The 13,663-nt window shown below is 35.4% G+C and carries 15 protein-coding genes; 7 read left to right on the plus strand and 8 right to left on the minus strand.

Going from position 1 to position 13,663, the window contains the following annotated elements; translation table 11 throughout:
• Positions 1–26: 26 nt before the first annotated feature.
• On the minus strand, positions 27–842 hold the full coding sequence (locus RQM59_RS05065) for a DUF1853 family protein (protein WP_349240994.1): 816 nt from the start codon (positions 840–842) through the stop codon (positions 27–29).
• Between the two features lie 68 nt (positions 843–910).
• On the opposite strand from RQM59_RS05065, the gene RQM59_RS05070 reads away from it, so the two are divergent.
• Positions 911–1,582 carry a DUF2461 domain-containing protein gene (locus RQM59_RS05070; protein WP_349240995.1) on the plus strand — a complete coding sequence of 224 codons (672 nt, stop codon included), beginning with the start codon at positions 911–913 and terminating at the stop codon, positions 1,580–1,582.
• A 212-nt stretch (positions 1,583–1,794) separates the two neighbouring features.
• Here the strand turns inward: RQM59_RS05070 and RQM59_RS05075 are convergent, their stop codons facing one another.
• From RQM59_RS05075 to RQM59_RS05085, 3 genes are all read right to left on the minus strand, one after another.
• Positions 1,795–2,544, minus strand: coding sequence for an SDR family NAD(P)-dependent oxidoreductase (locus RQM59_RS05075; protein WP_349240996.1), 750 nt, complete (start codon positions 2,542–2,544; stop codon positions 1,795–1,797).
• A gap of 45 nt (positions 2,545–2,589) precedes the next feature.
• Positions 2,590–3,156, minus strand: coding sequence for a TetR/AcrR family transcriptional regulator (locus RQM59_RS05080; protein WP_349240997.1), 567 nt, complete (start codon positions 3,154–3,156; stop codon positions 2,590–2,592).
• A gap of 68 nt (positions 3,157–3,224) precedes the next feature.
• Positions 3,225–4,562: an MATE family efflux transporter gene (locus RQM59_RS05085; protein WP_349240998.1), complete on the minus strand. Its 1,338-nt coding sequence runs from the start codon at positions 4,560–4,562 to the stop codon at positions 3,225–3,227.
• 112 nt (positions 4,563–4,674) lie between these two features.
• On the opposite strand from RQM59_RS05085, the gene RQM59_RS05090 reads away from it, so the two are divergent.
• Genes RQM59_RS05090 through RQM59_RS05105 form a run of 4 tightly spaced genes read left to right on the plus strand, consistent with a single transcriptional unit; the run spans position 4,675 to position 7,319 of the window.
• Positions 4,675–5,067, plus strand: a complete 393-nt coding sequence (locus RQM59_RS05090; protein WP_349240999.1) for an acyl-CoA thioesterase — start codon at positions 4,675–4,677, stop codon at positions 5,065–5,067.
• Positions 5,068–5,100: 33 nt separating this feature from the next.
• Entirely contained in the window at positions 5,101–6,219 is a 1,119-nt protein-coding gene (locus RQM59_RS05095; protein WP_349241000.1) for a DEAD/DEAH box helicase, read from the plus strand.
• The gene (locus tag RQM59_RS05100) at positions 6,220–6,846 is read left to right on the plus strand and encodes a trimeric intracellular cation channel family protein (protein WP_349241001.1); all 627 of its coding nucleotides are present in this window, start codon (positions 6,220–6,222) and stop codon (positions 6,844–6,846) included. It abuts the gene before it with no gap.
• A gap of 11 nt (positions 6,847–6,857) precedes the next feature.
• A complete protein-coding gene (locus RQM59_RS05105; protein ID WP_349241002.1) occupies positions 6,858–7,319 on the plus strand; it encodes a MaoC family dehydratase in 462 nt (153 codons plus the stop codon).
• Between the two features lie 42 nt (positions 7,320–7,361).
• Here the strand turns inward: RQM59_RS05105 and RQM59_RS05110 are convergent, their stop codons facing one another.
• Positions 7,362–7,796: a hypothetical protein gene (locus RQM59_RS05110; RefSeq protein WP_349241003.1), complete on the minus strand. Its 435-nt coding sequence runs from the start codon at positions 7,794–7,796 to the stop codon at positions 7,362–7,364.
• A 131-nt stretch (positions 7,797–7,927) separates the two neighbouring features.
• Between RQM59_RS05110 and RQM59_RS05115 the strand changes: the two genes are divergently transcribed.
• Both RQM59_RS05115 and RQM59_RS05120 read left to right on the plus strand, forming a co-directional pair.
• Positions 7,928–8,371, plus strand: a complete 444-nt coding sequence (locus RQM59_RS05115) for a hypothetical protein (protein WP_349241004.1) — start codon at positions 7,928–7,930, stop codon at positions 8,369–8,371.
• Positions 8,371–8,571 (plus strand): helix-turn-helix transcriptional regulator, encoded by a 201-nt coding sequence (locus tag RQM59_RS05120; RefSeq protein WP_349241005.1) that lies wholly within the window; start codon positions 8,371–8,373, stop codon positions 8,569–8,571. Before RQM59_RS05115 ends, RQM59_RS05120 begins: the two co-directional genes overlap by 1 nt.
• Positions 8,572–8,654: 83 nt before the next feature.
• Here RQM59_RS05120 and RQM59_RS05125 read toward each other — a convergent pair whose 3' ends face one another.
• The 3 genes from RQM59_RS05125 to RQM59_RS05135 are packed head-to-tail and all read right to left on the minus strand — an operon-like array spanning position 8,655 to position 13,652.
• Positions 8,655–10,841 carry a T9SS type A sorting domain-containing protein gene (locus RQM59_RS05125; RefSeq protein WP_349241006.1) on the minus strand — a complete coding sequence of 729 codons (2,187 nt, stop codon included), beginning with the start codon at positions 10,839–10,841 and terminating at the stop codon, positions 8,655–8,657.
• Between the two features lie 59 nt (positions 10,842–10,900).
• Entirely contained in the window at positions 10,901–12,316 is a 1,416-nt protein-coding gene (locus RQM59_RS05130) for a TolC family protein (protein ID WP_349241007.1), read from the minus strand.
• Complete coding sequence (locus tag RQM59_RS05135) at positions 12,300–13,652, minus strand: HlyD family secretion protein (protein WP_349241008.1); 1,353 nt, start codon at positions 13,650–13,652, stop codon at positions 12,300–12,302. Before RQM59_RS05135 ends, RQM59_RS05130 begins: the two co-directional genes overlap by 17 nt.
• Positions 13,653–13,663 lie beyond the last annotated feature (11 nt).

The following is a 13,663-nucleotide window of genomic DNA, read 5'->3' on the forward strand; positions in this document are numbered from 1 at the left end:
TAACTGCTGTTGCAGGGTTTTAAATATTAATACCACCAAACTAAAAAAAACTTTTGCAATTCGCCATTGTCAGATTTCATCCAACACATGGGAGAGAACTTTCTTTCGAGGTATTGATCACTCTCTTTAAGAAAGTATTCATGGGAAATCCAATCTACATGTGTATGCGGAACTGTTAACCAATCTTTTTTGGTAGGTATGTAGAACTTGTTTTTCCTAAATTGATGTAAATCATTACGATGTATATAAAATCCAGCAATACAATCCTTGTTGATCTTAGTACATGTTATAGCCTCATTATCCAAAGGAATAAAAAGTTGCGCTTTAAAATAGATCTGTTGCTCTATAGCAACAGAATCAAGAGATATGCTTTTTAAATAGTTCTGGCATTCCTCACTATAAAGCAATGGAAGCTGTTTTTGTTTTAATTTCTCTAGTTTTTCAATGAGACTATCTTTTCTATTGGGTCCTATCCAGCATAGCAGTTCGTCATTTCCCTCCTTTGAATCATATAAGTAAAACTTATAAATAACCTCTAAGTGGATAGGCTTGTTATTTTGAGATATTATAAAGTCTAACTCACCTAAAGTTCGTTTGTCTTTTTGGATTTGAATATTCTCTGCAATGATATCTATTCCTGTATCTTTCATAAACTGATACGATATTAAACGTTCTACATATTTTCCTAATCGTAACCGTATATCAATGCTTTGGTCAAAGGAGTGGGCTTTTTGTTCAATATTGAATTGATGAAGTTTATAAATTGAATTAGACACCCATAAGCATGGTGTTTGTAAAAAACCTTCGTAATGAAGTTGAATGTCCTTTGATTTTTGATGCATCTGATGTCGAAAATACAATTATCTTTTCGAATACTTTTCGTACATTGAACATCCAAAAAAATAACGTCATGCAATTCGAGAAATCTAGTTTACAATTCCTAAAAGACTTAAAGAAAAATAACAACCGAGAATGGTTTGCAGAGCATAAGCCTACTTTTAAAAAAGCCCAGGACAATGCTAAGGAACTGTATGCATCAATTCGTGAGAATTTAGAAACACATGATGAGATTGATAAGTTCAAATTGTTCCGAATATATAGAGATGTTCGTTTCTCAAAAGATAAAACACCATATCAACCTCATTTTGCCGGTTCCTTTTCAAGATCGGGAAAAGCACTACGCGGAGGATATTATTTACGGATCCGTCCAGAGGAAAGCTTCTTAGCAGGCGGTTTTTGGGAACCAAATAAAGAAGATTTACTAAGAATTCGTAAAGAAATAGAAATGGATGCTTCAGAAATGCGCGCCATTTTAGCTGATAAGAACTATAAAAAATACTTTGGCGGAACCTTCGACGGCGCTGAATTAAAATCTGCACCTCGTGGATTTGATAAGGAACACCCAGATGTAGATTTATTGCGTAAGAAAGGATTCATTGCCGTACGTAATTTTACAGATGCAGAAGTACTCGACCCAAACTTTTTGAAGGAGCTAGACAAGACTTACAAAGCCTTGCGTCCTTTCTTTGATTATATGAGTGATGTATTGACGACCAATTTGAATGGGGAGAGCATTATATAGCCTCTGATCCGATTGCTCTTTTTTGTTAATGTATTAATCTAATCTTCCTGAAAATCTTCATAGTTGTTTTTTATTCCATAAGTGTTTGTTGCACTGTGTATCAGTAAACTCGAAATTAATAATAGAAAACAAACTAGGAAAACTAGAAATGTTTTATAAGATGTATAAAAAAAGAGCCAAAAGGCTCTTTTAATCTATTTCTTGCTCCATTACTAAATTTGGCTCATACCGCCATCTATCTCGAGCTCAATTCCGTTAATATAAGATGCCTTGTCAGAAGCTAAGAATAAGGCTGCATTGGCAACTTCATCTGGCGTACCAAATCTCCCTAAAGGATTTGCTGTAGCAAAACCTTTCCCCATTTCTTCGACCACTTCTTCTGGCAATCCCATTTTACTATATATAGGTGTCGTGATTGGGCCTGGAGCTAAGGAATTTACACGAATACCTCTATCTTTTACCTCACTAGTTAATACGCGAGCATACGCTCGTAATGCGCCTTTACTTGCCGAATAAATAGCCAATCCATCAAAACCTTTTTGATGTACAATGGAATTGGTAAATAAAATTGTTCCGCCATCATTAATATGTGGCAATGCTTCCGTTACTGTTAAAATGGGTGCTTTCACATTAATATCAAATATGTGTTGATAATGTTCAGCAGTAATATCAGCAGTTGGGGTAGGAGGCGCTATTCCAGCATTTAAAAACAAAATATCAATCTTCCCGTATTTTGCTGTAGCTTCTTGAATCAGCCGAATATTATCTTCATTATTGGATACATCACCCACAAAAGAAGTGTATTCTCCAGTAAACTCTTTCGTAGCCTCGGCGAGTGCGTCAGCCCGTCTTCCTGTGACCACTACTTTGGCTCCTTGTTCTAGAAATAATTTAGCAGTAGCTAATCCGATACCGCTATTTGCGCCTGTAATAATTGCGACTTTGTTCTTTAATGTACTCATGTTGTTTTTATTTGAAACGTTCGTTTCATATTTGTTTAAAAAAAATTAATCTAACACTGAAAGCGTTGTTTCTACAATGCTTTCAAAGTCTTTTTGTTCACTTAGTAAAATACCAGTAATTCTTAACCCCTGTAGCGATGTAAATAAATATATCGCATATTCCGTTGAAGATCTATCTTTATTTATACTTCCTTCGGATTGTCCTTTGGTAATTAACTCTTCAAAAAGACCTTGCATATGCTCAAAGTTGTTTAGTAAGAAACTTCTGATCTCTAGATCTTGATTGGCCATTTCAGAGGTGCAGTTACTTAAAAAACATCCATTTGCTTTAATTTCAGGCCCAGATCCAAAAATCTTACGAATAGATTCTTTAGGGTTGCTTGAATGTATCAATACTTTTTGAATAGATTTTTGTGCAGAAGCACGATATGTACGCAAACTTTCTTGATACAACTCTTTTTTGCTACCAAAAGAATTATAGATGCTGGAGCGGTTAAGACCGGTAGCATCTACTAAATCTTGCATAGAGGTAGCATTGTATCCTTTCTCATGGAAAAGTTTAATGACATTTTCTAATACAAGGTCTCTATTAAAGGTTTCTACTTTTGGCATTTTATTTGAAATGAACGTTTCAAAATTAACTAAAATATTAATACTGAAATAAAAAAGTTTGTTAAAATTTATTGTAAGTGTAATTTCATCTCTCTACGTAAGTAGATATATGTAATTAAAGTAGCGAGTACATCTGCAATAGGGAAAGAATACCAAACCCCATCAATTCCAAAGAACTTAGGCATGATATATACCAATGGAATTAAGAAAATACCTTGCTTCAACAACGTTAATATTAATGCAGGTAACGCTTTGCCAGCTGCCTGAAAATATGCAGAGCCAATGAGTTGAGTGGTAATAACGGGTGTCGCTAAAAAAGCAATCCATAATGCATGCGGTGTCTTAGCGATCAGATCGGGATCTTTAGTAAAGATACTAGAAACAGTTTCTGGGAATGTTACTATAAATAGGAAGATAATCGTAGCCACAGATGTTCCATAAATAATAGCTGTTTTAATGGTTTCCTTGACGCGTTTGGCGTCATTAGCACCATAATTAAACCCTGCAATTGGCAAGAAACCTTGAGTAACTCCCAATACAGGGAAGAGGGCAAACATCATCACTCTATTAATAATCCCATAGATCGCAATGGATATTTCTCCGCCATATTTAAATAGTGTATAATTCAATATTATAATTAATAAACTGATGGTTCCCTGCCTAATGATGGTAACACCTCCGAGCTGGACGATTTCTTTTACAATATTAAAATCTAAGGCAAAATGTTTCAAATTGATGATCAGTTCGCTCTTTTTTGATAAGAAGAATCCAAAGATAAAGAGTCCGCAAACCGCATATGAAATAGAGGTTGCTAACCCAGCACCATACATTCCCATATTCATGACCTTAATAAAAAGGATATCCAATAATATATTAGATATGGCTGGAAGAATCATGGCGTACATAGCATATTTAGGTTTTCCTTCTGCACGAATCACTGGATTTCCCATCATCGCAAAAGCCAAAAAAGGAACACCGTATAATACTACGTGAAAATACTCTGTAGCCGGAAGTAATATCTCACCATTTGCACCAAACAACTCTAATAGAGAATTACACATAAAGATACCAATCAATACAAAGAAGATTGATAGGCCTAATGTCATACTGATCTGATTTCCAAAAGTTCGAAAAGCTTTACCAGGTTTGTTGGCACCTAAAGCTCTTGAGATAATAGAACTTCCACCAATTCCAATACCCATTCCAATAGAAGAAATCAAAAAAACAATAGGTAGCACCACCGTAATAGCAGCAATAGCCAATACACCGATCCATCTACCTACAAAAATAGTATCCACGATCATGTTTAAAGACATGACCAAAATACCAATGGAGGCTGGAACAGCTTGTTTGATTAATAACTTACTGATTTTTTCTGTCCCTAAATTATTTGCGAGTTCTGTCATCCTAGATGGTGCAAATATGAATGTTTAAATCGGTTTTTAGAATGCCATTTAAAACATTTAGGGGAATCTTAACATATCAGGCATTTTACCTAAGTTTGTATAAATTGAATGTATGAATCCAGTTTTTTCTAAAAAGCATATAGTAATTGCTAGCGAGATTGATGAGTTACAACATGTGAATAATGTGGTATACTTATCTTGGATACAGGATATTGCAAACGATCATTGGACAGCATTGAAACAAGGCCATGATACAGATGGATATGTTTGGGTTGTTGTACGTCATGAAATCGATTATATGCGTCAAGCAGTATTGGGAGATGTGGTTGATATTCGTACGTGGGTGGGAAAAACAGCAGGTGTAAAATCGGTACGCCATGTCGAAATATTTAAGGAAGGTAGGCTATTGGTAAAAGCTCAGACTACCTTTTGTTTATTAGATGCTAAAACCTTTAGACCAACAAGAATAACAGATACTATTTTAGCTGTTTTAGAACCTAAATAACCTATCTTTGCGGTCATAAATTAAACGTGTGACATGTCAAACTTTTCATCTTTAGGAATCCAAAAATCGTTTGTGAAATCTATTAAAGAATTAGGAATCACGGAACCAACTGAGGTACAAGAAAAATCGATTCCAATCTTATTGAATTCGCATACGGATTTTATTGGGTTAGCTCAGACAGGAACTGGAAAAACAGCAGCTTTCGGATTGCCTATTTTGCAAAAAATTGACTCCAAAAAAGATGCAATCCAAGCCTTAATTTTGTCACCAACAAGAGAATTGGTGCAGCAGATAAAAAAGCAGTTGTTCAAGTTTACCAAATATCATGACGAAAAGATTTTTACAGAAGGTGTATATGGTGGTGAAAAAATTGAACGTCAAATTAACAACTTGAAAAGAACTACACATATTGTAGTTGCAACTCCAGGAAGGTTAATTGATTTGATTGAACGAGGAGATGTTAACCTGAAGAATATTAAAACCTTAGTATTGGATGAAGCCGATGAAATGCTAAGTATGGGATTTAAACAAGATTTAAACAGAATCTTGAAATATACTTCTGGAGATCGAAATACTTGGTTGTTCTCAGCTACTATGCCAGAAGAGATCAAAAGAATTATCAAAACATATATGAATGTCAATGCACCCCGTGTAGAGATCAATAGAGAGTCTCTGGTAAATGCAAATATTAGACATCAGTATGTAAGAACAACGCTTAAGGAAAAGACAGAGAACATTATCAGTTATTTAGATAAGAGATCTTCCGATCGTGGTATTATCTTCTGTAGAACAAAAGCTGGTGCTCAAAATCTGTCAAAACAGTTATCAGAAGAAGGATTTTCGGTAGCAGCCTTAGAGGGAGATATGCAGCAGAAGGAGCGAGATAAGGTGATGAGGGCTTTTAAAAATCAAAGTTTACAATACCTGGTATCTACAGATGTATCTGCACGTGGTATTGATGTCAAAGGATTAGAATTTGTAATCCATCATCAATTACCAGAGAAGTTAGATTACTATACACACAGAAGTGGTAGAACAGCCAGAGCAGGTAAAACCGGAGCTTCGGTGGCTTTTATCTTACCAAATGAATTACAGCGTATTCATGAAATTCAACGCGAATTGAATATTAAGTTCAACGAAATCACTGTCTAAATGACGATCATTTATGCATTAGATATCATCGGAACCTTTGCATTTGCAATTAGTGGTGCATTGGTAGCTTCTAAAAAAGAATTCGATCTATTTGGAGTGATTATCATTGCATTTGTAACTGCTGTTGGAGGAGGAATGCTCAGAGATGTGTTGATCAATGCACATCCCATTAACTGGATAGGAGATCTAAACTATATATGGACCATCTTAGCGGCTGTGGTGTTTACTTTTTTATTTAAGAGTAAAATAGCACCATTAAGTAAGACCATGTTTCTTTTTGATACCATAGGAATTGCCGTGTTTACCTTGCTAGGAATTCAGAAAGGTCTGGCGTTTGAATTACATCCTTTCGTAGCTTTGGTTATGGGAATGGTATCCGCAGTTATGGGTGGTGTCGTTAGAGATGTGTTGACCAATGAAGTTCCGCTGATATTCAAAAAAGAGATCTATGCTTCGGCTTGTTTAATGGGTGGAATCGTATATTTAGTAACAAATCACTTTGGACTGTCAGAGTGGCTTCAATTTTTTGCAACAGTACTTACCGTGATCATTATACGATTATTAGCAGTGAGATTCCATTTACAATTGCCAAAGATTAAAGACGATATATTCGGAAAAACTACCTAAACGAATACAATATGGAAGTAGTACACTTTAAAAATCTTACGGAGTTTAAAACCATGATAGGCAAGGAGTTGCCGCACTCGAATTGGCTTACAGTAACTCAAGAAATGATCAATGATTTTGCAAATGCTACCTTGGACAAACAATGGGTGCACGTTGATGAAGTTAGAGCGGCTAAAGAGTCACCATTCAAAAGTACAATAGCACACGGTTTTATGTCATTGGCCTTACTTTCTAAAATGTTAGAAGACCTCATTACTATTGATAGTGTGAAGATGGGATTGAATTATGGATTGAACTATGTTCGGTTTCCACATCCGGTTCCTGTAAACAGCAGGTTGCAAATACAATCTTCCATAAAGAATGTAGAAGATCAGCAGCAAGGTGTTAAAATTACCTTTCAGTGTACAGTGGTGATAGAAGGTGTTGAAAAGCCAGCTTGTGTTGCGGAATTCTTAGGGATAATGTTTGAATAAAAAAAGCACCTCGATAGAGATGCTTTTTTTATGTTGTTTTGACTAAGATAGCCAACCCTTCGACCTGGCCTTTTTAGCATAGAATATAAGAAATATGCAAAAGGATGGTATTAAAAGAACCATTACAACTCCACCTGGGCCATAATTTCCAATTGAATTACTCATGAATACATCGTTGACCATTTGAATAAGTACACCAAGAAAGGATAGTACAAACAGAGTGTAAGAAAGCTTTTTCCTCATTAATAATAATAGTGAGCCTAAGGCTCCGCCGAACACGGCGATAGCAAAGGCAGCTGTTGCCCAAGCTGGTCTATTTTCAATTAATTCTCGTTGAAATTCTGGTAGCGCATCTTTCATTTCATCAGTCATATAGGCTTGACCGATATAATTGAGAACTCCGAAGCCATTCCATATAAGTGCTATTGCACCAATGACCCAAAATGCTGCTCCTGGTTTGTTAGAATCTGTTGTCATAATTAAATAATAAGTTTTGGTTAATGATTTCAAGTTAGTAAAATATTTTAAAAATAATTTTGTTCTTTACAAAATGTAAAGTATATTTGTCATTAATTAAAGTAAATTTGACAATTTGTAAAATATTAATTATGAGTAAAGAATCATTATGCGAGAGAGAAAGAAGTCAATTGGAACGAATGAATAAATTTCAATTGCCTAATCAATTTAAAAAAATTGGCTACTATATTGCTTTTGGAACATTTGGACTAATGATTGCCAAAAAGTTCTTTGAAGAGCCTGAGTGGGTAAAACCAGCATTACGTTGGATGCTTCTAATAGGGATGCTTGTTATTTCATTAGCTAAGGATAAGATTGAAGATGAATATATTGATAGTCTGCGCTCTCAATCATACAGACTGGCATTTATTATGGCGGTGGTGTACTCATTAGTACAACCATTTATAAACTATGGAGTTGGAATCTTATTTGATGCAAACGAAAAGTTAGAAGGCTTTAGTTATTTTCAGGTATTGTTCTTTATGCTGTTGGTGCAATTATTGTTTTTCTTTCAACTTAAAAGATATAATAAGTAATGAAAAACACATTAAAAGTTCAGCGAGCAATTAAAGATTTAACACAAGATGATCTCGCCAAGAAGATTGGTGTGTCACGACAAACAATTAATTCCATTGAAAAGAATAGATATGTTCCGTCTACAGTATTAGCGTTAAAGCTTTCGGCGGTCTTTGAAATATCCGTAAACGAATTTTTTGAACTAGAAAACGATGATTAAAGTACTATTCTTTCTAAGTCAGATGATCATCATCTATCTATGGACATTATTTCTATAGTATTATCAAAAAAAGCAATTGATAATTATCTGATAATTTTCTTCTGAAATACTTCTTGACCGTTTTCGGAAATACCTTTCAAAATGTAGATACCATTTGTCAGGTTTCGGATATCCATTTCTAACAGACCATTGTGATTAGAAACTTGTTTTTTACGCAGCATCTTTCCGGTTAGTGAAAATAGCTGTAGTGTAATTTTTTCCTGATATACAGTTTTGATGTTCAGCATACTTTCTGTAGGAACAGGATATACTTGTGTAGCATCATTTAAACTAATATCCTCGGTACTTAAAGTTCCTGTAAAATATTGCTCCGCTAAAGAAAATGCCTCTTTTCCAATCTTATCTCCAATAATCCTTCCGCGAATATCATCAATAGGAGGGTGGATACCACCCCAAATTCGAGATAGACTTGTTTGATCTGATGCATCTCTGTAGGTTGCCCATTGCAGTGTAAAGCTTTCTGAAGGGCCTTCTTCAAAGACTAAAAATTCATTTTGAGTTACTTCAAAAGTTCCCATTCCACCAGGGAAAAATGCATCCCCTGTAAGTAAGGTCAACACTTCAGCAGCAGCTCTCGAAAATGTAGAGTGTCCGGAAACATATCCCGCAAAAGGAGGTGTAACAAATGTAGGTCTTTGATACGGCCACCATTGCGTACCCAAGATCCAATCTACTCCAGCAATATCAGTATCTGGATTCGATATGTAATCAGGTCCTTTCCAGGACATAACTTTAATTTTACCCAAATTCTCACCGTTGACACCTTCTAAAGGATCTCCAGATTTAATAATTTCAATCAACCCAGGAACTAAAGGAAGTCCATGTGGATCAAAACTGGAGACATCAGGATTTGTACTTTGTCCTTTACCTGCCATATATCTGATAGCTGAAATTGGTCTAATGTAGTCATAGTATCCTTTAATTCCCCAGGTATTAACAGCTGCATCATGCATAGCTCCACCTAAAGTTAAGTAGCTTTTCACATCCCATTCCAAATCGCTTAGTACAGGACCTTGACCACCAAATTTCTTAATAGTTTCTGCATGATCACTTACGTAATTCATGATAGTGAACCAGTGCCCAGGAGGTGTTTCAGAATCTGGACCATCCGCCCAAAATTCTGCTAAAACCCTAGAATAATCTGCTCTTTTAATCATCTGTGGTGCATAAGGAGCATTCGTAAAAGGGTTTAACGAATGTCCTGTTCCAGCATCACCACCAGCTGTAAAATTGTAAAATGATTTATACTCTTCAAAAGTTTCAGGAAAATTCGCAAAATCTACATTACCGATTGCTCCAGGTGAAATATCAATCAGGGTATTATCTGCAGGGTCTAAATGTGCAGACCATGCTACCACCAAAGCAAAATGCCATTTATAAGGATCGTCAATACCATTTTCAACTGAGTTTTCTATATACACAGGAGCGCCCGGGTTATTATAAACATAACAGTCAAAACCGTTATTAATAATTTCTAAGTCGTTAGACTCTAAACAGAAAGGAGTTACCTGACCCCATTCAGGACTTAAAAAGTCCGGAGTATTTTGAGGGATGATATTTCCTGCTTGATCTATGTATACATCAAAAGCCAGTGGTTGCCATTTATTTGGGTCTATAGCTGTATTGTCCTGATATAAATCTAAAATAAGAGGATCATTGGATGGATTGTAGTACAAATTCTCATATTCATCTATTTCATTCGCGCCATCTTGCATTCCGAAAGCAATCATTTTTTCAGCAAAGTAATTTCCTAAGGCTGCGTAAGAGCCGCTTGAGTAATCGGTAGAAGTGAAATTTACATCATATCCGTAAGACTCAAATAGTGCAGTAAAAGAGGCTAATGTCGTTGTTGCATTCGGAGAATTAGTAAATCGATGTGTTAGCAATCTGTATAATGCATAACTCATGATCTCATGTGTTGCCGCATCTGGGTTACTAGGGGTAGCAATACTGTTAAAATTTACAGCATACCCTCCAAAGTTCTTTCCAAGGAATAAAGTTTCGGCAGTATTATTAAAAACTGCCCATGCATCATACATTAATATGGAGCTATGAAATAAGTTCCTTGCATGTACCGTAGGTCGTGCAAAATCTTTTCTAATTGCTTGTAGTAACTCTTCGTTCCATTCCCTTGCTACACTATGTTGAGCGTTCCCGCTCATAGGGAATAATAGGAAACCTAGGATCAGTATAAGTCCAAATTTCTTCATTATGTTCAGTTAGTTGGTGTAAACTTACTAAAAATGCTGAAAATAGAATCAGAAAATAATTAATTATTAGGGTTCGAAAGTGTTACAAACAACTTCACCTTGGTATTGAAAAATTGATTCTCCAAAGATATTGCTTTTAAACGTGCTTCCATTAGTTTAGATTCTCTTGAATTAACCAGGAATAGGGAGCTTTCGCCAATACTAAATTTACGCTCTTCAGCAGACAACATTTTTTCGTAATCTTCTACAATGGTTTTATTCACAGTATTCTGCTCCGTAAATGATGCTAATTCTGATTGAATTCCTGAGAGCTTATTTTTAATACTCAACCTTGTTGCATCTATCTCATACTTTGTGTTCTGTAATTTAATTTTAGCAAATTGCAATGCACCGCGTTCTTTCCGCAAGAACAAAGGAAACCGAACTAACAACCCACTTTTATATGCAGTGGTTGAATAGGAGGAAATGAGATTTGGACTTTCTGTAAGAAAGTTATATTGAAAGTCTACTTGAGGTAACAATTGATTCATCTTCAGATTTCTATCTACTTTCAGAATTTGGTATTTGTAATCTAATGATCGTATTTTAGGATGATTGTCCAGATTCAATAAATTACTATTAAGTGTACTTGTCCCTAAAGTAATATCTATTTCATCCTGCATATTCACTTGTGGAGTAACTCCCGCTTGTAACTCTAATGGAGTGCGATCATCTAGCCATAAAAAATTGGAAAGTTCTAATGTTGCTTGTGTAAATTGTACTCTGGATTTTATCAGATCTAATTTCCTTATATTTTTTGTAATCCTTGCTTCTGTACTATCAATAGCCGCCATATCACCGTTTACAACACTGCGTTTAATACTATTAAATCTAAACTCAGCATTTTTTAGGAAGTTCTCGTATATCTTTACTTGATTATATCTTTTTAGCCAGCTTAAATAGCTCTTTGCAGCTTCAGAAAGAATGGAGCTTACTAGAATATCTCTGTCTGCTTTGACTTGTTTTTTAAATAACTTTGCTTGCTTAACAGCAGCCATTCTTTTATTAATGAGCAACCCTTGTGCAAGTGATACAGAAATACCTGCACTATAGAGTCCATCGTTTGGGACATTAGCCTCAGAATTCAGGAAAGAGCCGTCATTTTGCTCAAAGTTTGCTTTAAGCTCTACACCGTACCATGTTGGTATTTTAAAGGTTGTATTTAGTTTATTATAATACTCGGTATTCTTAAATACTTTTTTTTCAGTATCAATGGCTAGCTTAGGATCAAACATCCCTCTAGCTTTCATTAATTTTGCTTCTCCTTCATTAAGGATCAAATTTGCCTGTTTTACGATGGGATGAAATTTCTTTACATACCCTATGTATTCACTAAAGCTCAATACCGTTGTGTCTGCGTTCTGACCTACAGCGGTACCAAAAAATGAAAGGATTACAAAACAGGTTGTTAAGAATGCTTTATTTTTTAGTGTCATTTTTAGCAGTTTTTTTCGATTCATAATAGTTAGGAGGGAAGCCATTTAATTTCCTCCAAAGTTCAAACCAAATAGGCACGTCTTTTAGCAATGCCATCGTTCTGGCACCTGATCCTACCCGAACAGCCTCGGGCCATGCTGTGCTCTGTTTATCAGGAGCTATCAATACCCGATATTTACCATTATCACTTATAAAGTTCTCCACAGCTACAATTACACCAGTAAATGTTCCGTATGAGGCATTGGGCCATCCACTAAATACGATTGCTGGCCAACCATCAAATTGGATTTGTACTTTTTCTCCAACATGTATTAATGGAAGATCTATTGGCATAATAAAAGTTTCAACAGCCACTTCGTAATTTGCCGGCATAATGCCTACCAAACGCTCACCTTCTTTAAATGTTTCTCCAATTCCCGCTCTAAGCGCCTTGTTTATATAGCCACTTTGCGGTGCCCTTATATAATAAAGATCACTACGCATCGTGTAGTTAGAATAGGAGTTTTCTAGTTTAGTTACCTGAGCTTCCGTATCAAACTGACCGGATTGTGCGGTAAACTTATTGCTTTCGACTTTGGAGATCTTTTCGTTATATGACACGTTAACACGATTAAGTTCAATCCTAGCATTTAAGACTTCATTTTTACTAGCCAGCAGTTTGTTTTCTGCAGATACCTTTTTGACAGCCGTTTCTTGAAGCTTTAGTTTTTTGTTCTCAACATCGCGTACTGCTTTTAAACCTTCTTTTTCTAATGACACTGTACGGTCGTATTGCTTTGTCGCAATATTAAAGTTGATCTTAGCTGCTTCAAAATCAATACTATCGCTAACTACTTTTAATTTGGATTGTGCCAATTTATTTCTTGATTGTTCCATTTTTAGAACACGTTCTTTTTTTAAGGCATTAATCTGATTCTCTAATGATTGTACTTTTCCTTCATAGGAACGAACAGATCTACTTTTAGCATCGATTTGTTGTTGCGTTCTCTCCCTTAATTTTGGATCGAAGTAGTCGTTCTTTACTTCTGAAATAAAGAGTATGGTATCTCCTTTTTTTACGAAATCTCCTTCATTCACAAACCACTTTTCTATTTTTCCTGGAATTGGAGATTGGATGGTTTGTGGCCTTTGACTTGGTTTTAATGTAGTTACATTTCCTGTACTAGTTACGTTCTGCGTCCATGGCAAGAACAAAACAATAAATATGATCAATGCAAATACGACTAGGAATCTATTGAAATAGACATAGTTCCTTTTGAAGAATACCTTTTTACCAGACTTAAAACCTGAGATATCTACTTTTGTATTTAGTTTATTATGAGAAATGTTCAGCATAATAGTTCTTT

Origin of the sequence: Asprobacillus argus (assembly GCF_032248395.1) — a bacterium.
Classification (GTDB): Bacteria; Bacteroidota; Bacteroidia; order Flavobacteriales; family Flavobacteriaceae; genus Polaribacter; species Polaribacter argus.

Excerpts from the sequence above, each read along its gene's own strand:
- RQM59_RS05090 (WP_349240999.1), top strand. The coding sequence starts at position 4,675 with ATGAATCCAGTTTTTTCTAAAAAGCATATAGTAATTGCTAGCGAGATT.
- RQM59_RS05100 (WP_349241001.1), top strand. The coding sequence starts at position 6,220 with ATGACGATCATTTATGCATTAGATATCATCGGAACCTTTGCATTTGCA.
- RQM59_RS05095 (WP_349241000.1), top strand. The coding sequence starts at position 5,101 with ATGTCAAACTTTTCATCTTTAGGAATCCAAAAATCGTTTGTGAAATCT.
- RQM59_RS05110 (WP_349241003.1), bottom strand. The coding sequence starts at position 7,796 with ATGACAACAGATTCTAACAAACCAGGAGCAGCATTTTGGGTCATTGGT.
- RQM59_RS05075 (WP_349240996.1), bottom strand. The coding sequence starts at position 2,544 with ATGAGTACATTAAAGAACAAAGTCGCAATTATTACAGGCGCAAATAGC.
- RQM59_RS05130 (WP_349241007.1), bottom strand. The coding sequence starts at position 12,316 with ATGACACTAAAAAATAAAGCATTCTTAACAACCTGTTTTGTAATCCTT.
- RQM59_RS05080 (WP_349240997.1), bottom strand. The coding sequence starts at position 3,156 with ATGCCAAAAGTAGAAACCTTTAATAGAGACCTTGTATTAGAAAATGTC.
- RQM59_RS05070 (WP_349240995.1), top strand. The coding sequence starts at position 911 with ATGCAATTCGAGAAATCTAGTTTACAATTCCTAAAAGACTTAAAGAAA.
- RQM59_RS05135 (WP_349241008.1), bottom strand. The coding sequence starts at position 13,652 with ATGCTGAACATTTCTCATAATAAACTAAATACAAAAGTAGATATCTCA.
- RQM59_RS05120 (WP_349241005.1), top strand. The coding sequence starts at position 8,371 with ATGAAAAACACATTAAAAGTTCAGCGAGCAATTAAAGATTTAACACAA.
- RQM59_RS05085 (WP_349240998.1), bottom strand. The coding sequence starts at position 4,562 with ATGACAGAACTCGCAAATAATTTAGGGACAGAAAAAATCAGTAAGTTA.
- RQM59_RS05065 (WP_349240994.1), bottom strand. The coding sequence starts at position 842 with ATGCATCAAAAATCAAAGGACATTCAACTTCATTACGAAGGTTTTTTA.
- RQM59_RS05125 (WP_349241006.1), bottom strand. The coding sequence starts at position 10,841 with ATGAAGAAATTTGGACTTATACTGATCCTAGGTTTCCTATTATTCCCT.
- RQM59_RS05105 (WP_349241002.1), top strand. The coding sequence starts at position 6,858 with ATGGAAGTAGTACACTTTAAAAATCTTACGGAGTTTAAAACCATGATA.
- RQM59_RS05115 (WP_349241004.1), top strand. The coding sequence starts at position 7,928 with ATGAGTAAAGAATCATTATGCGAGAGAGAAAGAAGTCAATTGGAACGA.